This window comes from Niabella yanshanensis (assembly GCF_034424215.1).
In the GTDB taxonomy this organism is placed as follows: Bacteria; Bacteroidota; Bacteroidia; order Chitinophagales; family Chitinophagaceae; genus Niabella; species Niabella yanshanensis.
Genome location: NZ_CP139960.1, coordinates 3210686 through 3231123 on the forward strand (window position 1 = coordinate 3210686; position 20438 = coordinate 3231123).

Annotated in this window: 18 protein-coding genes; 9 read left to right on the forward strand and 9 right to left on the reverse strand. The window is 40.5% G+C overall.

The genetic code is table 11. The features are described 5' to 3' along the window. Complete coding sequence (gene asnS / locus U0035_RS13380; RefSeq protein WP_114790276.1) at window positions 1-1449, reverse strand: asparagine--tRNA ligase; 1449 nt, start codon at window positions 1447-1449, stop codon at window positions 1-3. A gap of 138 nt (window positions 1450-1587) precedes the next feature. Between asnS and U0035_RS13385 the strand changes: the two genes are divergently transcribed. The 3 genes from U0035_RS13385 to U0035_RS13395 all read left to right on the forward strand — a co-directional run bounded on the left by U0035_RS13385 (window position 1588) and on the right by U0035_RS13395 (window position 6079). Further along, complete coding sequence (locus U0035_RS13385; protein ID WP_114790277.1) at window positions 1588-2670, forward strand: CapA family protein; 1083 nt, start codon at window positions 1588-1590, stop codon at window positions 2668-2670. Window positions 2671-2841: 171 nt separating this feature from the next. Beyond that, the gene (gene rho / locus U0035_RS13390) at window positions 2842-4563 is read left to right on the forward strand and encodes a transcription termination factor Rho (protein ID WP_114790278.1); all 1722 of its coding nucleotides are present in this window, start codon (window positions 2842-2844) and stop codon (window positions 4561-4563) included. 241 nt (window positions 4564-4804) lie between these two features. Further along, window positions 4805-6079, forward strand: coding sequence for an MFS transporter (locus tag U0035_RS13395; protein ID WP_114790279.1), 1275 nt, complete (start codon window positions 4805-4807; stop codon window positions 6077-6079). Between the two features lie 56 nt (window positions 6080-6135). On the opposite strand, the gene U0035_RS13400 is transcribed toward U0035_RS13395, so the two are convergent. After that, a complete protein-coding gene (locus U0035_RS13400) occupies window positions 6136-8103 on the reverse strand; it encodes an alpha-L-arabinofuranosidase C-terminal domain-containing protein (RefSeq protein ID WP_114790280.1) in 1968 nt (655 codons plus the stop codon). Window positions 8104-8269: 166 nt separating this feature from the next. Between U0035_RS13400 and U0035_RS13405 the strand changes: the two genes are divergently transcribed. Beyond that, window positions 8270-8983 (forward strand): NUDIX hydrolase, encoded by a 714-nt coding sequence (locus U0035_RS13405; protein WP_114790281.1) that lies wholly within the window; start codon window positions 8270-8272, stop codon window positions 8981-8983. A 57-nt stretch (window positions 8984-9040) separates the two neighbouring features. Here the strand turns inward: U0035_RS13405 and U0035_RS13410 are convergent, their stop codons facing one another. Next, window positions 9041-9358 (reverse strand): hypothetical protein, encoded by a 318-nt coding sequence (locus U0035_RS13410; RefSeq protein ID WP_114790282.1) that lies wholly within the window; start codon window positions 9356-9358, stop codon window positions 9041-9043. Between the two features lie 120 nt (window positions 9359-9478). Continuing rightward, the gene (locus U0035_RS13415; RefSeq protein ID WP_114790283.1) at window positions 9479-11629 is read right to left on the reverse strand and encodes a S46 family peptidase; all 2151 of its coding nucleotides are present in this window, start codon (window positions 11627-11629) and stop codon (window positions 9479-9481) included. A gap of 635 nt (window positions 11630-12264) precedes the next feature. On the opposite strand from U0035_RS13415, the gene nadA reads away from it, so the two are divergent. After that, complete coding sequence (nadA, locus tag U0035_RS13420; protein WP_114790284.1) at window positions 12265-13275, forward strand: quinolinate synthase NadA; 1011 nt, start codon at window positions 12265-12267, stop codon at window positions 13273-13275. Between the two features lie 42 nt (window positions 13276-13317). Here the strand turns inward: nadA and U0035_RS13425 are convergent, their stop codons facing one another. From U0035_RS13425 to U0035_RS13435, 3 genes are read right to left on the reverse strand one after another with little or no spacing between them, the layout of a single operon-like run. Beyond that, a complete protein-coding gene (locus U0035_RS13425) occupies window positions 13318-13980 on the reverse strand; it encodes a hypothetical protein (protein ID WP_114790285.1) in 663 nt (220 codons plus the stop codon). Between the two features lie 10 nt (window positions 13981-13990). Then, window positions 13991-15040 (reverse strand): Gfo/Idh/MocA family oxidoreductase, encoded by a 1050-nt coding sequence (locus U0035_RS13430; protein WP_114790286.1) that lies wholly within the window; start codon window positions 15038-15040, stop codon window positions 13991-13993. Between the two features lie 36 nt (window positions 15041-15076). Next, on the reverse strand, window positions 15077-16231 hold the full coding sequence (locus U0035_RS13435) for a formimidoylglutamase (protein WP_245957677.1): 1155 nt from the start codon (window positions 16229-16231) through the stop codon (window positions 15077-15079). A 69-nt stretch (window positions 16232-16300) separates the two neighbouring features. Here U0035_RS13435 and fabG point away from each other — a divergent pair, with 69 nt between their 5' ends. The 3 genes from fabG to U0035_RS13450 all read left to right on the forward strand — a co-directional run bounded on the left by fabG (window position 16301) and on the right by U0035_RS13450 (window position 18980). Beyond that, entirely contained in the window at window positions 16301-17059 is a 759-nt protein-coding gene (gene fabG, locus U0035_RS13440; RefSeq protein ID WP_245957678.1) for a 3-oxoacyl-[acyl-carrier-protein] reductase, read from the forward strand. Window positions 17060-17140: 81 nt separating this feature from the next. Further along, window positions 17141-17665 (forward strand): DUF5715 family protein, encoded by a 525-nt coding sequence (locus U0035_RS13445; protein WP_114790505.1) that lies wholly within the window; start codon window positions 17141-17143, stop codon window positions 17663-17665. Between the two features lie 76 nt (window positions 17666-17741). Further along, the gene (locus tag U0035_RS13450) at window positions 17742-18980 is read left to right on the forward strand and encodes a chromate transporter (RefSeq protein WP_114790287.1); all 1239 of its coding nucleotides are present in this window, start codon (window positions 17742-17744) and stop codon (window positions 18978-18980) included. Here the strand turns inward: U0035_RS13450 and nadD are convergent. Together nadD and U0035_RS13460 are read right to left on the reverse strand one after the other, a co-directional pair. Beyond that, window positions 18968-19540: a nicotinate (nicotinamide) nucleotide adenylyltransferase gene (gene nadD, locus U0035_RS13455; protein WP_114790288.1), complete on the reverse strand. Its 573-nt coding sequence runs from the start codon at window positions 19538-19540 to the stop codon at window positions 18968-18970. The genes U0035_RS13450 and nadD overlap by 13 nt on opposite strands. An 8-nt stretch (window positions 19541-19548) precedes the next feature. Next, window positions 19549-19779 carry a FeoA family protein gene (locus tag U0035_RS13460; protein WP_114790289.1) on the reverse strand — a complete coding sequence of 77 codons (231 nt, stop codon included), beginning with the start codon at window positions 19777-19779 and terminating at the stop codon, window positions 19549-19551. A gap of 50 nt (window positions 19780-19829) precedes the next feature. On the opposite strand from U0035_RS13460, the gene ybeY reads away from it, so the two are divergent. After that, a complete protein-coding gene (gene ybeY, locus U0035_RS13465) occupies window positions 19830-20279 on the forward strand; it encodes an rRNA maturation RNase YbeY (protein ID WP_114790290.1) in 450 nt (149 codons plus the stop codon). Window positions 20280-20438 lie beyond the last annotated feature (159 nt).

Sequence of the window (20438 nt, forward strand, 5' to 3'; positions counted from 1 at the left end):
TTAAAATTCAGCACTCTTTGGTGTTCTGGGAAATGCAATGACGTCGCGGATATTGCTCATACCGGTTACAAACTGAATCATCCTTTCAAAACCTAACCCAAACCCTGCATGAGGTACCGTACCAAAGCGACGGGTATCCACATACCACCACATTTCTTCCATGGGTATGTGCATGGCTTTCATTTTTTCCAGCAACACATCCAGCCTTTCTTCCCTTTGCGACCCACCTACGATCTCGCCAATTCCGGGCGCCAGTATATCCATTGCCGCCACGGTTTTGCCATCCTCGTTTAATCTCATATAAAAGGACTTGATCCCGGCGGGATAGTCCGTCAGTATCACCGGCTTTTTAAAGTGCTTTTCTACCAGGTACCGCTCATGCTCACTTTGCAGGTCCATTCCCCATCCCGTAATGGGATATTGGAATTTCTTCTTTTTATTGTGGTTGCTGTTAGCCAATATATCTATCGCCTCCGTATAGGTCAATCGTTGAAACTCGTTATTGATCACAAATTCGAGTTTCTCGATCAGGCCCATCTCGCTACGCTTATCCTGGGGTAATTGTTTTTCCTCCTCAGCCAGTCTCGACGCTAAAAAGTCAAGATCTTCACGGTTGTTCTCTAATACATAACGGATGATGTACTTAATAAACTCTTCAGCCAGGTTGGCATTGTCTTCCAGGTCGTAAAAAGCCATTTCCGGTTCGATCATCCAGAATTCGGCCAGGTGGCGCGCTGTATTACTGTTTTCTGCCCTGAAAGTAGGACCAAAGGTATAGATCTCGCCAAAAGCCGTTGCGCCTAATTCACCTTCTAACTGACCACTTACTGTTAAATTAGTCGATCTGCCAAAGAAATCTTCCTTAAAATTGATAGACCCGTCTTCATTTTTGGGCGTGTCTTCGAAGGGAAGGGTGGTTACCCTGAACATTTCGCCGGCGCCTTCGGCATCGCTTGCGGTAATGATCGGTGTATGCAGGTACACGAATCCTTTATCGTTAAAAAATTTATGAACCGCAAATGCCAGCGCGTGCCGGATGCGGAAAACAGAAGCAAAAGTGTTGGTTCTGAAACGCAGATGCGCTTTTTCTCTTAAGAACTCAAGAGAGTGTTTTTTAGGCTGCAGCGGGTAAACTTCCGCATCACTATCTCCCAGTATCTCTATCGAAGCCGCTTTCAGCTCCATCGTTTGGCCCTTCCCCAAGGATGGAACAATAGCTCCTGTAACTTTTAAAGAAGCAGACGTAGTGATCCTTTTCAAAAGAGATTCATCAAACTTTCCGAGCTCGGCCACAACCTGCAAATTGGTATTCGTGCTTCCGTCATTTAAAGCTATAAACTGGTTGTTACGAAAAGTACGTACCCAACCCATTACCGTTACCTCCTGCTCCCGATAGCTTTCGGGATCTTGCGCCAAAAGCGTTTTAATTTTGATCCTTTTGTTAAACATCTCACTTTATTTAGGGTTGCAAAGATAAGATGAGCAAGCCGTATCCCTGTTTCCGGGATAAAATGCCAAAAAATTTTCAATTTCTTTAAGTAGAAAATATAGGGAGATACACTTCTGTTGTAATTTTGCACTGCTGTTATGAGAAACGCTGCTTTTTTAATATCCTTGTTTTTGTGGTGCTCCTGCTCGCAGTACCCAAAAGCTCCCATTGCGGGCGCCGCAAAACCCAGCCAGGATAAAGATTCCCTGATTAGTATTATTGCTGTAGGAGATATGATGTTAGGCAGCAACTATCCCGATTCCAACAGGTTACCTGGACGCAATATTCTCGAGAAGCTGAAAGATACTCTCCGTGATGCTGATATTACCATCGGTAACCTGGAAGGTGTTATTGCCGATGCTACTACGGTTTCCAAAAAGTGTAAAACCGGTAACAACTGCCATGCCTTCAGGATGCCTCCTCATTTTGCCGCCTATTTTAACGATGCCGGTTTTGATTTTTTGAGCATTGCTAACAATCATAGCGGTGATTTTGGAGACGAAGGCATTGTGCAAACCAAAAAAGCGCTGGAAGAACAGGGTATTGCATTTTCAGGCCTTAAAAATGATTGTGAAATAGCCTTGTTGCGAAAAGGCAGTTTAACCCTGGCTTTTATTGGTGTGGGACACGGCGGGCGGCATGTTTATATAAACGACTACAGGAAAATAAGTTCCGTTATTAAAGAAGCCAAAGAATTGGCAGACATCATAGTTATATTTTTTCACGGCGGTGCAGAAGGCGTTCATGCGGAAGCTGTGCTAAGAAAGCAGGAAACCAGCTTCAATGAAAACCGGGGCAATGTGTACGAAATGGCACACCATTGTATTGACGAGGGAGCCGACCTGGTGATAGGTAGTGGTCCGCATGTAACCCGTGGAATGGAAATTTATAAGGAGAAACTGATTGCTTATAGTCTCGGAAATTTTGCAACCTATGGTAATATGTCTTTACACGGGCCAATGGGATATGCGCCTTTGCTAAAGGTTTACCTTAATAAAAAGGGACATTTTGTAAAAGGGTCTGTGCTTCCTGTTATTCAAAAACCGGGAAAGACATCTCATCCGGCCGCCGATTCGGGCAGGCAGGCAATAACCAAACTACAGTTTCTAAGTAAGCGGGACTTTCCTTCCAGTGTGTTAAACATCAATAACGACGGATTTTTAACAATTAAAAATTTTTGAAGGTTGTCGATTTCTCCCTAATTTCGCAGAAGAAATGACCCGAAGGCTTGTGATCATCTCTGCTAATTATTGATTTTCATTTCAATAAGAGTTCACCAAAAAACAATTTCAATTATTTTTTTTGTTAATCAGCATGCTAAAGCCGGTATTTGATTAATTAAGATTACCCTTATGTATGATATTTTACAATTGAACGACATGCTCGTTCCGGAACTGTTGGATATTGCCGAGCAGTTAAATATTCCTGATGCGAAGAAATTAGATAAGCAAACCCTTATTTACCAGATTTTAGATAACCAGGCTATAGCGGGCTCTAAAACCACCTCTACGGAAGCTAAACCTAAAAGAAAACGTATTGTAAAAGCCACCACCTCTATCGGAACGGAAGAAGCTTTTGTTGAAGATGATGGAACGGAAGAGAAAGAGGAGAAAGCTAAAGCAACTTCTTCTGAGAAAGCCAAGGCTCCGGCTAAGAAAGCCAAAGCTCCGGCAAAAAAGAAAAAACCTGTCCGCCAGGCAGGCGGGGCTGCAGCTAAAAAAGAAGAATCAGCTGAAACCGGCGATCTTTTTGACGTCGACAAAGGTGTTGAAGAATTCACTGAAGAACCTGCGGGCGATAAAGACGAATTCAGCCTTGACCCGGCTACTGCTTCTTTCATTGAGCAGGCATTCAAAGCCACGGAAAAATTTGCCAACCCGGCACCTGTGGTAATAGAAGAACCTGTGGTTAAAAGCTTTAGCCCAAGAAAAGAAAAAGAAGCCACTTTTAATGTAGAGTTTGATGGCGTTATTTTAAGCGAAGGTGTATTGGAAATGATGCCCGATGGTTATGGCTTTTTAAGGTCGTCAGACTACAATTATCTTTCCAGCCCGGATGATGTTTATGTATCTCCATCGCAGATTAAACTATTTGGTTTAAAAACCGGCGATACCGTACATGGGGCTGTACGTCCGCCCCGCGAAGGTGAAAAATATTTTGCGCTGTTAAAAGTAGATACGATCAATGGTAAGAGCCCAGAAGAAGTGCGTGATCGCGTACCTTTTGACTACTTAACCCCTTTATTCCCATACGAAAAACTGAACCTGTTTACTCGTCCGTCAGACCTGTCAACACGTATTATCGACTTATTTACGCCGATCGGTAAAGGCCAGCGTGGTTTAATTGTAGCGCAGCCTAAAACAGGTAAAACGATGTTGTTGAAAGCAGTAGCCAATGCCATTGCAGAAAATCATCCTGAGTGTTACCTGATGGTAGTGCTGGTAGACGAACGTCCGGAAGAGGTTACCGATATGGAAAGAAGCGTAAAAGCAGAAGTAATTGCTTCTACTTTTGATGAGCCTGCAGAAAAGCACGTTAAAGTATCTACAGTGGCCCTGCAGAAGGCAAAAAGGCTGGTAGAGTGCGGACATGATGTAATTATTCTTTTAGACTCTATTACACGTTTGGCCCGTGCGCACAATACGGTATCGCCAGCTTCCGGTAAAGTATTAAGCGGCGGTGTGGAAGCCAATGCGATGCAGAAGCCTAAACAGTTTTTCGGTGCCGCCCGTAAAATTGAAAATGGCGGTTCATTAACCATACTGGCTACTGCTTTGATTGATACCGGAAGTAAAATGGACGAGGTGATCTTTGAAGAATTTAAAGGTACCGGTAACATGGAGCTTCAGTTAGACAGGAGATTAGCTAATAAGCGTATCTATCCTGCAATTGATCTGACCGCTTCGTCTACACGCCGTGATGACCTGTTATTAGACAGAGAGGTACTGCAAAGAATGAATTTACTGCGCGTTTACCTGGCTGAGATGAAAACAGAAGAGGCGATGTCGGAATTATTGAAGCGTATGAAAGGAACCAAGAGCAACGAAGAATTTTTGGCGAGTATGAACTCTTAATTATAAAAACATTATAGTTAAAGCCCGGTACCGTCAACGTACCGGGCTTTTTTAATGCTATAAAAAGAACCGCAATGAAACCGACATGATTAAAATTTTCATTTTTATCACACTCCGAAGGAGTCTCCAACGGAGTTATTTGAACCTTTGGACAGGGTAATTAAAATTTAATCATCAAAGGCACCCCGTCCGAACGGGTCATCCGGGCGGATATTCGACTAAAATCAATAACCATGTACGAATGAAAACAAGGAAATTTTTTAACTTATATGTAGACTCTTACCGGGGTTTATCAACACCTGCCTGGATGCTGGCACTGGTAATGCTGATCAACAGAACAGGCGCCATGGTGCTTCCCTTTATGGCTATTTATATGCGTGATCACCTGCATTTTTCTTTGGAAGAAGCAGGTATCGTTTTGAGCTTTTTTGGACTAGGCTCACTGCTAGGCAATATTGCCGGCGGATGGCTCACCGATAAATTCGGTAGTTTCAAAGTACAATGCCTGAGTCTCTTCCTGGCAGCGCCACTGTATATTTTAATCGGAAAATTTCATACAGTAGAGGCGCTCTCCGCTGGTATTTTTACCCTGTCGTTTATTGCCGATCTCTTCAGGCCGGCTAACTCTGCCGCAATTACCAGCTATGCCAAACCTGAGAATTTAACGCGCGCTTTTTCATTAAACAGGATGGCCATTAACCTGGGGTTTTCTTTCGGCCCTTTTTTGGGTGGCTTGCTGGCTGCTATCTCTTACGATTTATTATTCTGGGGTAATGCTATTGGTTGCTTTATAGCAGCCATACTTTTCTATAGCTATTTTAATAATCGAAAAGCACAAAAGGCTAAAGCCGCTGTTCGTATAGTAACTGCTGAAAATAGCAAACAACAAGCTTCGGCCTACCGGGACAGGCCTTACCTGTTGTTTGCATTTATATGTATGTTGTACTTTATTCCTTTTTGCCAGCTTCTTAATGCCATGCCTTTATTTTTTGATGAAAAAGCAGGTATGAGTAAAGAGGCTATTGGTACATTGATGGGCTACAGCGGGTTTATCATTGTACTTACAGAAATGGTTATAGTGAGTATCGTTCAAAACCGTTTTTCTATTTATAACAGTATTATACTGGGAACCCTGTTTATTATTCCGGGTTTTGTTATTTATCTTCTTACTACAGAATTGTGGGCTTTGTATCTCGCCATTTCATTGATCAGTTTATCTGAAATATTGGTACTTCCCTTTACTTCTACGGTAGGCGCTTTGCGTGCGGGCGCCAATAATAAAGGTTCTTATATGGCGCTGAATTCACTGGGTTTTTCAATGGCTTTTATTATCACACCATTCCTGTCAACTAAAATAATTGAGTCGTATGGATATTACTATTTGTGGCTGACTGATGTATTATTTATCGCAGCCGCGCTCGCCGGCTTTATCATGATCAAAAAGATGATGCCTTTAAAAGAATATCGTATCAGTAAAGAATCTAATAAAGAACCGGTACTTGAAGAAGCTTGTTAGACGCTAAAACCCGCTTTTAAAGCGGGTTTTAGCTTTTTTTGAGGATTACTTACTTATTAAGAGTATTTTATCCGGATCACATTAAAAGAATATCCCTTTACTGCTATCGGCTGTTTTTTACCCGATACTTTAATGTTTTTAGTTTTTGGAGCAACTGCATCCGGCTCGGCAATAGTATTGATTTTGTCTAAATTATCATTTTGTAAAACGGTATGAACTGCTGTACCGCCCAGCTTTTTTATCCCTTCAAAATTCAAGCAGATCTTTTGTTCATGAGGTTGTGCATTCACAATTTTTACAATGATCTCTTTTGATTCGGCATCAATAGCTGCTGTGGCATATAAGCTGTCTTTACCATCTATTATTTTATTGTCCCTCTGAATGGGTATTACCGTTGTGCCCTTGTTTACAGAATACAATTTTTGCACATGATAGCTGGGTGAACCCACTATTTTAAGATTATTCATCCATATCAGATCGGGCGCCCATTGCCAGCCATCGTAGTGTGCAAACAATGGTGCATAAGAGGCCATTTGCACCACTTCGGCATTACGTTCGAGGCCGGTTAAAAAAGCGGCTTCGGAAAGCGCCGCCAGCCAATTGCTTTTTACTGCGCCATTGGTGTTGGGTACATGCGAGGCATACTCACCGGCAAAAACCTTCGAACCGTTTCTTGGATAATTATCATAGCGATTGATATTGCTGAAAAAGAATTGGGGAGGTCGATAGTAATGCTCATCTATAAAATCAGTATCCAGCGCTCGCAGTTCTGTATTCAGTAAATTAAACCGTTCGCCTACAGGGTCCGTACCCGAACTGGCGATCAATTTAATTTCAGGATGCTTTTCCTTCAACGCTTTTTGAAAAACTTTGAAACGTTCCAGATATTGTGGTCCCCAGTTTTCATTACCTACACCCAGCATTTTTAAATGAAACGGTTCGGGATGTCCCATTTGGGCACGCAGTTTTCCCCATTTAGTAGTTATAGCGCCGTTTGCAAATTCTATCAAATCCAATGCATCATCTATATAAGGCTGTATCTGATCCAATGGTACCACTTCACCTGAATTGAACTGGCAGGCCATACCGCAATTTAAAATAGGTAGAGGCTCTGCCCCTATATCAGCGCATAGCTGGAAATATTCAAAAAAGCCTAAACCAAAGGTCTGGAAATAATCAGGCGCCGGGCGGTGCGCAAATTCCGTATTCCAGCGGTTGATAATTAACTGCCTTTCCTCCAGCGGACCTACCGTTTTTTTCCATTGGTATCTTTGTGCCAAATCATATCCTTCTACTATACAACCTCCCGGAAACCGTATAAAACCAGGCTTCATATCTGCAAGCATCTGCACCATATCTGCTCTCATACCACCCGGACGGTTTTTCCAGGTGTCTCCGGGGAAAAGAGAAATCATATCCAAATCGATAATACCATTGCCCTCGAATACCAGGCGCATGGAGCCCTTCTCTTCTGTGGCGCTGGATGTAAAATCCGCCTTTAGCTTTAACCAGGTTTTAGTTTCAGAAGGCCTTAGCTCTGTTGTGCCAATAACTTCTTTGTTCGCATTCAGCAATTCTACATACAATTTCACTTTTCCGGATACAGATCTATACAATGTAGAAAAGTCGTAGCGCAAGCCCTTCTTGATGCCCATGCCGCGAAATCCTTCATTTGTGATAGATAAACTACCACGTTTCCGGTTATTAACAGTAACTCTTGCAAATCGTGGGTTGGCTGTATGAGCCACACCCCTGTTCTGAATTAATACAGATCCTTCTTCAACCGGCTGCTGATCTACTTTCCAGCCCATCAATGGTTTAGTGAACTCAAAAGAGCGGTTTTTAACCAGCTCGGCATAAATACCTCCGTCGGCTCCAAAATTGATGTCTTCGAAAAAAACACCCCACATCGTGGGCTGAATAGGAGCTATAGGCTTATTCACCGAAACCACAAATGTCTTATCCTGGGCCGGCACGTAGATTCCAATCGCTAATGCCAGTAACAGAAAAATATTTCTCCGCATAGTGTCGTTTTGTTTATGTAAATAATGCAAATCTTTATTTTAGCATGACGCAATTCGTTAAAACAAGTGAATCAAATTTAATTGTTTTTTTGACAAATAAAATCTTTTATTTTTGTGTTTTCTTTTTACTTTCATAATTCTTTATAACCTTTAATCCATTCGAGCTTTGACTAAGGACAAAAGATATCAGCACATTACTAAGTTTACCGTGGCAGTAGACTGTATTGTTTTTGGCTTTGATGGAACAAGACTGAAAATATTGTTGGTAAAGCGCGGGCTGGAACCCGAAAAAGGCAAGTGGAGTTTAATGGGCGGTTTTGTAAACGACAACGAAAGCGCTGAAACCGCTGCTAACCGTATCCTAAAAAGTCTTACGGGTTTGGAAGGGATTTACCTGGAGCAATATCAAACCTTCTCTTCCCCCGACAGAGACCCGGTACAAAGAACCATCTCTGTTGCTTATTTTGCATTGATAGATATCAATAAATATCAAGAATCGATTAACACTGATTTTGAAGCGCAATGGTTTAACATCAAAGAATTCCCTCAGCTGATATTTGACCATGGCGATATGGTACACCTGGCGCAGAAAAAATTACAATACAAAGCAGCTTCGCATACTATCTTATTTGAATTGTTGCCGGAGAAGTTTACGCTTCCCTTATTGCAAAGCCTTTTCGAAGATGTTTTCGATACTAGTTTTGATAAAGGAAATTTCAGTCGTAAAATGTTATCTACAAAACTACTGATCAAACAAAAAGAAAAAGATAAAAGTAATTCTAAAAAAGGAGCTTTTTACTATAAGCTCGATAAAAAGCATTACCAGGAAAACCTGCACAAAATTTTAAAGCTGATCCCGAATCCGAACCAGCTTTTGTAAGTTGTTAAATAAAAAAGGAAGCTGATTAGCTTCCTTTTTTATATAGTTGTTCTACGATCAACTCTTCGGTTGTTCTGTTTCAGTATCAGTTGCCGCTGTTGTAGATTCTTTATTACCAAAAATATCATTCATCCATTTTTCAGCTCCTGGAAAATGCTCTTTTATAGCATCGGTTCCTTTGGTAGTCAGTTCCGAAAAATAGTCTTTTGCCTGGCCCGCAGTTTTTACTGCATCCTCTTTTAAGTTATTGGCTTTCTCTTTAAGATTAGCCATTAATTTTTCCTTTTCTTCATCGCTCATGCTGGCATATTTACCAGCAGCTAAACCGGCCAGGGCACCCAGGATAAAAGTGGCAATGTGTTTATTGTTTACCATAGTTGTACTTTTTATTTCTTTAAAGTTAACTAAAATTCGTTGGTTTATTTTTTGAACGATTTAATAAGCTCAGAAGTCCTGCGGACTGGTCATTAACGCCTTTCAGGCGGTTTTAAGTTATTAATACGTTTTTTTTGGATACACCAACTTCATTTCATTAACCAAATGACCGGCTCCGGCAAACTTATCTACGATAAACAATATATACCTGATATCTACCATAATATTCCGGCAAATAGAAGGATCGTAATTCACATCACTCATAGTGCCTTCCCAAACCCGGTCAAAATTTAAACCTACCAGGTTTCCATGGGCATCCAGTGCCGGGCTGCCACTGTTACCTCCTGTAGTATGATTGGATGCAATAAAACAAACCGGCATCTTACCATTCGACCCATATTTTCCATAATCCTTTTTCTTGTATAATTCCCGCAGTTTTTCCGGCACATCAAATTCATAGTCTCCCGGTTTATATTTTTCCATGAGCCCATCCATGTAAGTATAGTATTCATATTTTTTTCCGGTAGGAGAGGAGTAGCCACTAACATTTCCAAAAGCGACCCGCAATGTGCTGTTAGCATCCGGGTAAAATATCTTGTCGGTAAACACGTCCATCTGTGCTTTCATATAGAGCCGTTGTAACTGGTTAATCGAGGTCTGGATTTTATTGAGCTCTGGTGCCACCTCATTATCATATAAATTAGAAATCGATAGAACCAATTGAGCGCCCTGATCAGTAGTCAGTGCTTCAAATAATTTCCCGGGATCCTTACTTAGTAAATCCTTTAGTTTTTGCTGATCAGCGAAGATGGTTTTACTATATAAATCATTGGCCCAGGTTTTATAATCTTTAAATTTTGCATACTCCTCCTTTGCGCGGGAAGCTATATAACCCGACGGCTGCTCCAGGTACAATTGCATCATGGCAGCGAATATGTCCTTATCCACTGTTAAATTCATTTCCTTTAAATAATTATCCATCCATTTTATTTCTGCTATCAATGCTTCAGCATATTCGGGTTTATTCTTTTTAGAACCTAAAGCCCGAATCCTTTGTACCACCTGGAACAATTCTATTTTGCTGGTCGTTTCCAGATAATAATCGCGCGTTAGCGCGAAATTTTTTATTTTTTTATAGGCCTCGTTGAGCTGCCCAAGCACAGTACCATAATTAGCTTTCAGGGCAGGATTATTATTTAATAACCGGCTATACTCGGCTTCATATTTTTGTTTTTTACCCACTGCATTGGTATTCGTTAATCCTAAAACCTCTCCCTGCCATTTTTTCCATGCATTGCTGATACCGGCGTACTTGGAAGCATATTGAATTTTAATAGCTTCATCCGAACGCATGTATTTATCAATAGCGGCAAGCGCCTTATCTCTTATCGCAATTTTTGCCGGATCATTTACCGTCATGATCTGGTTTACGGCTTCACTGGGTAAATATTCTGTAGTTCGCCCGGGAAAACCAAAAATCATCGTAAAGTCTCCTTCCTTCATACCATTCATGGCAATAGATAATGACTTCTTTGGTCGATAAGGCACATTATCCGGTGAATAGGAGGCGGGCTTATTGTCTTTTCCTGCATAAATCCTGAACATACTAAAATCACCGGTATGCCGGGGCCACATCCAGTTGTCCGTATCTTTTCCAAAATTTCCTATTGATGATGGCGGCGCCCCTACCAGGCGTACATCATTATATGTTTCAGTTATAAACAGGTAATATTTATTACCCTCAAAAAAAGGACGGATAAATGCTCCCTGGTAAGTTTCTTTTGTTACTTCATTCAATCTTTGTTTGGCATTTCTGTCTACCAGCGACTGGCGCATATTTTCCGCCAGGGAATTGTTCACATTTTTTAACACCGCATCCGTTACATCTTCTATTCTTACAATAAAAGTTACAAACAAACCAGCGTTGGGTAATTCTTCAGCATTAGACTTTGCCCAGAATCCATCTCTTATAAAATTATGATCGAGCGTAGAGTGATTTTGAATGGCGTCGAATCCGCAATGATGATTGGTTAAAACCAAACCCTGATCAGAAATGACTTCGCCGGTACAAAAACCACCAAAACTTACGATAGCATCTTTAAGGCTTTCTTTATTCACATTATATATATCACTGGCATCCATTTTCATACCCAGCGATTTCATTCGCTTTTCATTTAACGCTTCCAGCAGCTGGGGTAACCACATTCCTTCATCAGCCCTTACAGCAATTGAAAACAATAGAACCAAAAAAATAATGGATAACTTCTTCATACTAACTTTTTTGAAACATTTACCCTGTTTATTAACAGGAAGGCTGTTTATACAACCAGGTTATGGATTAAAATAAAAGATGCGTTCATACAAGCAACATATACAAACCAGCACTTTTTTGAAACAATCAACATTGCAAAGTCGCATTTGTAAGACTATTTCTCCCCAAAGATATGTGAATAGGCTTTCAAAAATGTGGATATCCCCCTGTGAAACGTTTATATGAAATGTGATTATTAGGTCGTAAAAAGTGATCCGGCTAATGAGGTTGATGAAAAAGTTAGTTTCCTTAAAATTATACCTCAGATATTAACACAATGTAAAATTAAAATGAACTATAATTTTGTTAAGAATGCATAATCCACAGTTTTGTGTATAACAAGCCTGAAATGAAGGCAGGTAACAAATGCTGATGTGAATTACTATTGATTTCCTGTGGAAAACAATAAACTTCTAATTTTGTAATAAATGTGAATTATGAGTTATCCACTAATTCACAATGCTAATAATAATAAGTTTTCTTTTTAAAATAATATATATAATTATTATTAGAACAAAAGAGGGGACAACAAAAATTCTTTCAAAAAATTTCAAGTTGCAACGTATCATTGCACCGGATTTAAAACTTTTACACCATGGAAGCAGGAGTATTGGAAAGCGCAAAACTGGAATTGGAAGCCAAAGGTTTTTTGGATGTTGATGTGGATCCTACTTTGGATCTTTTCGAAGAGATCAACAAGTTGAAGAAAGAAAAGAATGCGGTGATCCTGGCGCACTATTACCAGGAGCCGGATATCCAGGATATAGCAGATTATATCGGGGATAGTTTGGGTTTGGCGCAGGAAGCTGAGAAGACCGACGCGGACATGATCGTTTTTGCCGGTGTTCATTTCATGGCAGAAACCGCTAAGATTTTGAATCCAACCAAAAAAGTGGTGATCCCCGATTTTAAAGCGGGATGTTCATTAAGCGACAGCTGTCCGCCACCCTTATTCCAAAAGTTCAAAGAGCAGCATCCGGATCATGTGGTGGTGAGCTATATTAACTGCAGCGCGGGTATTAAAGCATTGAGCGATGTGATTGTAACCAGCAGCAATGCGCGCATTATTGTGGATAGCTTTCCAAAAGATCAGAAGATCATTTTTGCACCAGACAAAAACCTGGGCGCCTATATCAACAAGGTAACCGGACGTGATATGTTATTGTGGAACGGCGCCTGTATGGTACACGAAATTTTTAGCCTGGAGCATATCACCAAGCTGAAACAACAGCACCCCAATGCGAAGTTCATAGCGCATCCCGAGTGCGAAGAACATATATTGAAAATGGCAGACTTTGTAGGTTCTACTACCGGATTGCTGAAGTATACTATTGAGAATGAAGCTACCGAATTTATCGTAGCTACTGAAACAGGTATTTTGCACCAGATGGAGAAATCGAGCCCCGATAAGAAATTTATACCGGCTCCTCCAGATAATGGTTGTGCCTGTAACGATTGTCCGCATATGAAGCGTAATACACTGGAGAAGATCTACCTGTGTATGAAGTATGAGACACCTGATATAATTATGGATGAAACATTGAGGCTGGCGGCTAAAAAGCCTATTGATCGTATGCTGGAGATCAGCAAGCAGGCTGGGTTATAAACTTACAGTTATATAATATATAAAGAAGAGGGTGTATAGCTATTATACATCCTCTTTTTTTGGCGGTGGGGGAGGTAGCGGCTCAAATGGATCATTTGCCACCTCAATTGAACTAATGGTTTCTTCTACCAGTTCGGCCTCTGTGATGTAAATATTATCTTTCGGCTCATACAGGTTTACTGCTACTTCCAGGCATTTTTTTCTTTTTGAATTTATTTTTTCCTGTAGAAAGTATATGGTCCAGATGAGTATTTTTTTATCATGACTATATTTTAAAAGACTGGTTTCTATATCTATATTATAGCCATTTTTGACAACGTAATCTAAAGCTATTTTAATGGCTTCCTGTTCACCATAAAGTGCTTTAAATGGACGGTCTGAATTTACCGGCAAATTATAATGGAGTATTTGAAAGTGTTCATCTATACCTATATAAATTTGATAGTCCTTTATGTTGGTATCGGAAAAAGTGAATAATACTTCGTACTTGTAAACAGGAGGTAGTATAGGCAGATCTGGCAGATGCCTGAGATGTTGTTTATACTGCAGGATACGTTTGGGCACATCGTTTATATAAGCAAAATTCAATTTTACTTTATTAATTTTTTCGCCCAATGATTTTTGCAGTAAGGTTTGCACCTGTGCGGATACTTCGTAGGGAAGATCAGTTAATTGATGCACCCGCTCAAGGTGTTTTAGCTGCATTCAATTTGATTTATAAATTTACTACTCTTTTTTCTTTACTACTCAGCAATGCGGCATCAATAACACGCATGGTTAGTACAGCATCAGCAGCCGGTACCGGGTTAGGTTTACCATTGGCCACTGCCTGGTATACATCTTCATAATACTGCATATAGTTGCCCATTTCAGATCGGGTTTCTTTACGTACGGTTTCCCCGTTAATAGTAGTATGCAACAAACCGTCAAATCCTTCTGGTGTAGGTATCCAGGGTTCAAGAGAAGGTATGGTATCTTCTAGTAGTTTTACCTCTTGCAGGTCTGAGCGTTGCTGCATATATGTTCCGTTTGCTCCGTTGATGATATAAGCATAAACAGATTCTCTCGCGAAAACAGTACCTTTTATTCTTACGCGGAAGGGGCGTGGATAGTATAATAATACTTCAAAGTAGTCATTGGCGATCATATTGTCGCGCATGGCAAATACATCGGCAAATACCGCTTCAGGAAATCCAAATAATTGGATAGCCTGGTCGATGATGTGCGCACCCAGGTCGTGCAGGTTACCGGCACCTGGTTTGTCACCTTCTTTATGATCCTTACCGCTATGGCCCGTACGGTAGCGGTCAAATCTCATTTCTGCTTCCTTTAATTCTCCCAACAGGTTTTGCTGCACAACATTTTTTATGGCACGGTAATCACCATCGTAGCGCCGGTTCTGGTAAACGATCAGTAACAAATTTTTTGCCTTAGCCAATTCATCCAGTTCTTTGGCTTCTGCTGCGTTTACAGTAAAGGGCTTTTCCACTACAATATGCTTCCCCGCATTTAAAGCAGCTTTTGCATATTCGAAATGAGTTTGTACGGGCGTATTTACAACAATCAACTCTAAGGTTTCGTCCGCTATCAATTCTTCAAAAGATCTGTATAGCTTAGAATCAGGATATTTGATTCTGGATTCTTCTTTATGTCTTTCTACAATGGCGGTGAGTTCCAGGTAGGGATGTGCCTGTATAAACGGGGCATGGAACAATTTTCCACTCATGCCATAAGATGCAATACCTGTTTTAATAATACGTGACATAATTAATTGAGTTGATTTAAGGGATGAAGTTGTATGTTATCGTTGTTGCGCCCTGAACCATCTTTCAGGTATTTCGTTGCTGCCGGCTGCCAGGTAATCTTTGTAGCTGCAGGGTATATACGTTTTATCGGGCAATTGCATCCACCAGCGCCGTGTCTTTTTACTTTGAAGGAAGGTAGATTCAATTTCTGCGAAAGCCATTTGATATTCATTAAAATGTTCCAGCTGATCAAAAGAAGCTTCTTTTAGCCTTCGGTAACGGCCATCAATAGTATACCAGATCATATGGCTGATTTGTTTGGCAGTCAACTCATCACGGTCTTGCTGTGGATTATAGCCATAGATACCTATAGACTGCATATTGGTGCTCATACCGGCATATTGCATTAGTATACATGCTTCTTCTCCGTTAAAGCCATTAGGTGTAAGTTGATTCGAAGGAGCGTAGGCGTTGGCAATGGCATTAATGTCAAATGTAAAAAGATGACTGTTGCGAATGGCGGGCTCTACTTCTTCTATATCTTCTTTTACATGGCCTACTCTGAAGAAATCAAATTTTAATTTGTCTAAAGTCTGTAGCATGCCCGGGTGCACCAGATAGCTTTGAAAACCCAGGTGGTTGTAATGTTTAACATAGTTTGGTTCGCCCGTAAATATTTCCATCAGGAAATTATCGTTTCTGAACGGCGATTCCATATCCAGGTCTATAATAGAATCAACACCGGTTATTTCAACCAGTTGCTTGTTATTTCTGGAAGCGTTGTATTGCGCCAGCGTTAGATCATGTGAGCCGCCGATAATAATAACCGTTTTATGAAGTAATTGTAATTCTTCGAGCACCGTTTGTAAAGCCGCCTGTGTGTCATTATAAGTAGCACCCTGTTTGATATTACCAATGTCGGCTATTTTTATATTTTCATGCCAGTAAAAAAGATTGTATAAATTTTTCCTTACCAGTTCAGGAGCATTGCTGGCTGGCCCCAGGTATCCACGGCCTCTTTGTTCACCACATCCCACCAGAATAATATCAGCGTTATCTATATCAGGAAAGGTTTCTGTATAAATGTCAATTGCATTCCCTAATTGACCGGGTTTGTAAGAATCATCACCAATGATATCGGTGATATTTATTTCGTTTAAAAAATCAATTATAGACATGGGCGCAATATAGTTTATTTTGATAGTGTTCATGATGCAGGTAATTAAAAGGAAATGCAAAAGAATAATTACTTTACTTTGCAGGCATACTAAACATTGTACATGATGAAACTTCTTGAGAATAAAGTTGCGATTGTAACCGGGGCAGCCAGAGGAATTGGCGAAGCTATAGCTATTAAGTTTGCAGAGCAGGGTGCGCATGTAGCTTTTACTTATGTAAGCGATAGCAGTGCAGAAAAAGCAAAGCTGCTCGAAGAGAAGTTAATTGCGTTAGGGGTAAAAGCTAAAGCTTATAAAAGTAACGCCGGCGATTTTGAACAATGCGAAGTGTTTGTAAACGATGTGTTGAAAGAATTTGGCGCCATTGATATTTGCGTGAATAACGCGGGTATTTCAAAGGACAATCTGTTGCTTCGTATGACACAGGATCAGTGGAATGATGTTCTAAATATCAACCTGAACAGTGTTTTTTATATGACCAAACAGGTGATCAAACCCATGATGAAAGCAAAGAGCGGCAGCATTATTAATATGACTTCTGTAATAGGCATGATGGGTAATGCAGGCCAGGCCAGCTATGCTGCCAGTAAGGCGGGCATTATAGGTTTTACTAAAAGTGTAGCTAAGGAATTGGGCAGCCGTAATATCCGTTGTAATGCTATAGCCCCGGGTTTTGTGGAAACCGATATGACCAGCTACCTGAATGATAATGCAGGTGCAGAAAAATATTTAGCTGATATTCCTCTGAATCGTTTTGCTAAAGCTGAAGACATTGCCAACGTTACGCTGTTTCTTGCGTCTGATATGAGTAATTACATCACAGGACAAACGATCAGTGCCTGTGGAGGTCTCAACATTTAAAACAGAAGTCGTTTCCGGATTTCAATAACCCTGCCCGATTTGAACAGGTTGTTTAAATATTTTATTTTTTTATTATATGTTATTGCTGGTTCATCTGGGGCCTTCGCTCAAACTCAATATGATTATCATCTTGAGGCAGCAAGGGCAACCGGTATTCCACCGATAAAGAATCAGACCCATGTAAGCTCTTTGGTCAGTAAAAAAAAGCTGGTGCTTATTTTTGCGGGCAGGGGATATACAATTGCGAAGCTTACGCATAGCCGTCCTTATTTAAATCCCCGGTCTTATAAAGCGTTAAAGGAAATTGGTGCTGCTTTCTATATCAGGAGCAAAAAGAAAACTTTCACAGTCACTTCAGTTACCAGAACCTTATATGACCAAAAGCGCCTGGCTCGGGTGAACAGTAATGCGGTTACCAGCAAGTTGAGTTCTCATAATTACGGCTGCTCTTTCGATATTTCCTACATCCGGTTCAACCGAAAAAAGGCGCCTAACGCAAGATTAGAAAAAGCTTTGCAGGATATACTTACTCAAATGCAACGTCAGGGTAAGATCTATTTCATTAAAGAATACCGGGAGAAATGCTTCCATGTAACGGTACGGTAAGTCGTTGAATTAATTGCTACCTTTTTACTGATAATCTTTACCTTTAAGAAGATTTTTTATTTATCATTTCAGCTTCATGCTGCTCCGACATCTTCATTTTTTAAAGCTGGTTTTTCTGCATAGCCTTACTGCCTTCGGTGGTCCGCAGGCGCATTTAGCTATGATGATGAAAACTTTTGTAAAGAAGACACCCTATGTCACCGAGCAGGAGTTGATGGAATATAATGCCTTTTGCCAGCTTCTTCCGGGTGCATCTTCCACGCAAACATTAACGCTGATTGGCTACAAGAGAGGCGGGCCTGTTTTAGCGGCGCTCACTTTACTGGTTTGGATTTTTCCAGCCTGCGCTATTATGTGTGGCTTGTCTTTTTTTGTTGAATACGTAGAAGGCACAGCCAGGCATTTCGATATTTTTAAGTACATAGTACCGATGGCAACGGGTTTTTTGATATTTGCCTGCATTAGTTCTCTGCCCTACTCGGTAAAGAACCTGGTTACTTCGCTGATAGCAATCGGCTGTGGAGCGGCTACCTTTTTCTTCTTCGGAAAGCCTTTTTTTGTACCTATCCTTATTTTATTGGGTGGGTTTATTACTAATCTTAGCAACAAAAGAATACCACAGGTAGAGATAAAACCTGGTAAAATAAGGTGGTGGAATATCTGGTTGTTCGCTATTATTTTTATTGTTGCAGGGGTAGTCAGCGAGATAGCGAGGAAGAATGACTGGGCGAATAGAAAGCCTGTGAACTTATTTGAGAATTCTTACCGTATGGGAAGCCTGGTTTTTGGAGGCGGAAACGTATTAATGCCCATTATGTATGAGCAATACAGTGTTCGCCCGGATGCGGTAAAGACGAGAAATCCGAATGCTATTCATATCGACAAGAAGGATATGCTAACGGGAATCGGGATTGTTAGAGCTGTGCCGGGACCTGTGTTTTCCATTGCATCTTATAGCGGGGGGTTAGCTTTGAAGGATATGGGACCTGCTATGCAGCTTTTAGGAGGCTTAATTGGTATGGTGGGCATATTCCTGCCCAGTGCTTTACTGGTGCTTTTCTTCTTTCCTATATGGAACAGACTGAAGAAGTATTCTGTTATTTATCGGTCTTTAGAAGGTATTAATGCTTCCGTATTGGGAATAATGGTGGGTTCTACCTTTTATATATTGAAGGACATCACCCTTTTTGATGGCACCAGCCGGGGTTTTGTTAATATAGGAGTAGTAGCAGGTACTGCTGTAATACTGATATTTACGAGAATACCGGCACCTTTTATAGTGGCGATTTGCGTGGCATTAGGTTATTTTCTATAATAACCGCCCTTCTCAATCTCTGTGATTACCTTTTCCGGCAGCAGATATTTCAAGCTTTTTTTCTCTTTAATGAGCTTCCGGATAGCGGTGGCAGACAATTCAAGTAAGGGAGCATTGAGTACAGTAACATGGTCAGATAAGCTATTATCTATTTCAAATCCTGGACGGTTGTATACAAGAATAGGGTAATGCTGCAGGATAAACTCGTAATTCTTCCATTTTCTTATATTTTGAAAGCTATCTCCTCCCATGATGACCTTAAATTGGTATTGAGGATATCGTTCTGTAAGGTGTGTAAGTGTTACAACGGTATAAGAGGGGCGGGGAAGTGTAAATTCAATGTCACTGGCTTTCATCCTGGAATCGTCTTCTATAGCTGTTCTAACCAGGTGTAGCCGGTGATTTTCTTCTAAAAGCGAGCTGGTTTCCTTCAGGGGATTATGGGGGGATACTACAAACCATACTTTATCAGCCAGTTTTTCGTTTAGAATATGGTTAGCTATGATTAAATGAGCGTGATGAATGGGATTAAAAGAACCAAAATACAGGCCAATGGTCATCTTGTATATTATATATTAACCACTATTTGTTTAGCTTCATCAGTTCTCAGGCTTAATAAATAGCCTGCAACTGATATAGACATAGGATCATTGAACAAAGCTTTCTGTATAACTTCTATTTTCTCGCCGGGAAGACAACCCATTTCCATTAATTTAAGGAAGATTTCTTCGGTTGTGAACTTAACAATGGTAGCTATTTGTCCAGGCTGCAGATCGGATAATAATAATTCGTTTACCATGGGGCAAAGCTAAGCATTGTTATTTGTGTTTTGTTTGCGAATTTTGGAATATGAATATAAATGAGTTTATTGTACAATTCCACTTTCAGAAAGCTATTGTGCTAAGAGAACGTAGGAAGCTAAAGCAGTTTATAGCTGACAGGCTTTCCAAAGAGGGGGGAAAAGAAGGTTCTGAGATCAATTTTATCTTTTGTTCTGATGATGAACTGCTGGAAATCAATCGTAACCACCTTGATCATGACTATTACACTGATATTATTACGTTTGATTTATCGGAAAAGGGTTCAAAAATACTGGTTTCTGACATTTATATTAGTGTAGATAGGGTAAGAGATAACGCTACAACAGAGGGTGTAGCAACTGCTACGGAATTGCAGCGGGTTATTTTTCACGGATTGTTGCATTTGATAGGCTATAAAGATAAGTCTGCCGCACAGGAAAAAGAAATGAGATCGATGGAGGAGAAATGGATGGCGGATTTTACGGCGTTTCACAGCTAGAGTTGTTTCACGTGAAACGACAAGAGTTATGTAAAAACATCGTTTGTTTGTTGATATTTCCACATTAATCTGAATGTTCCACGTGAAACGAGTGAATATTTGTTGATTGTGACAGATAGAAAAACACATCCTTCCAATAATTCGTACCTTTGCAAACTT

Bases quoted from the DNA above. Each gene is read 5' to 3' on its own strand.
- asnS (WP_114790276.1), bottom strand. From the start codon at position 1,449: ATGTTTAACAAAAGGATCAAAATTAAAACGCTTTTGGCGCAAGATCCC.
- U0035_RS13460 (WP_114790289.1), bottom strand. From the start codon at position 19,779: ATGGTAAACGAATTATTATTATCCGATCTGCAGCCTGGACAAATAGCT.
- fabG (WP_245957678.1), top strand. From the start codon at position 16,301: ATGATGAAACTTCTTGAGAATAAAGTTGCGATTGTAACCGGGGCAGCC.
- ybeY (WP_114790290.1), top strand. From the start codon at position 19,830: ATGAATATAAATGAGTTTATTGTACAATTCCACTTTCAGAAAGCTATT.
- U0035_RS13385 (WP_114790277.1), top strand. From the start codon at position 1,588: ATGAGAAACGCTGCTTTTTTAATATCCTTGTTTTTGTGGTGCTCCTGC.
- U0035_RS13435 (WP_245957677.1), bottom strand. From the start codon at position 16,231: ATGAACACTATCAAAATAAACTATATTGCGCCCATGTCTATAATTGAT.
- nadA (WP_114790284.1), top strand. From the start codon at position 12,265: ATGGAAGCAGGAGTATTGGAAAGCGCAAAACTGGAATTGGAAGCCAAA.
- nadD (WP_114790288.1), bottom strand. From the start codon at position 19,540: ATGACCATTGGCCTGTATTTTGGTTCTTTTAATCCCATTCATCACGCT.
- U0035_RS13450 (WP_114790287.1), top strand. From the start codon at position 17,742: ATGCTGCTCCGACATCTTCATTTTTTAAAGCTGGTTTTTCTGCATAGC.
- U0035_RS13425 (WP_114790285.1), bottom strand. From the start codon at position 13,980: ATGCAGCTAAAACACCTTGAGCGGGTGCATCAATTAACTGATCTTCCC.
- U0035_RS13410 (WP_114790282.1), bottom strand. From the start codon at position 9,358: ATGGTAAACAATAAACACATTGCCACTTTTATCCTGGGTGCCCTGGCC.
- rho (WP_114790278.1), top strand. From the start codon at position 2,842: ATGTATGATATTTTACAATTGAACGACATGCTCGTTCCGGAACTGTTG.
- U0035_RS13400 (WP_114790280.1), bottom strand. From the start codon at position 8,103: ATGCGGAGAAATATTTTTCTGTTACTGGCATTAGCGATTGGAATCTAC.
- U0035_RS13415 (WP_114790283.1), bottom strand. From the start codon at position 11,629: ATGAAGAAGTTATCCATTATTTTTTTGGTTCTATTGTTTTCAATTGCT.
- U0035_RS13395 (WP_114790279.1), top strand. From the start codon at position 4,805: ATGAAAACAAGGAAATTTTTTAACTTATATGTAGACTCTTACCGGGGT.
- U0035_RS13430 (WP_114790286.1), bottom strand. From the start codon at position 15,040: ATGTCACGTATTATTAAAACAGGTATTGCATCTTATGGCATGAGTGGA.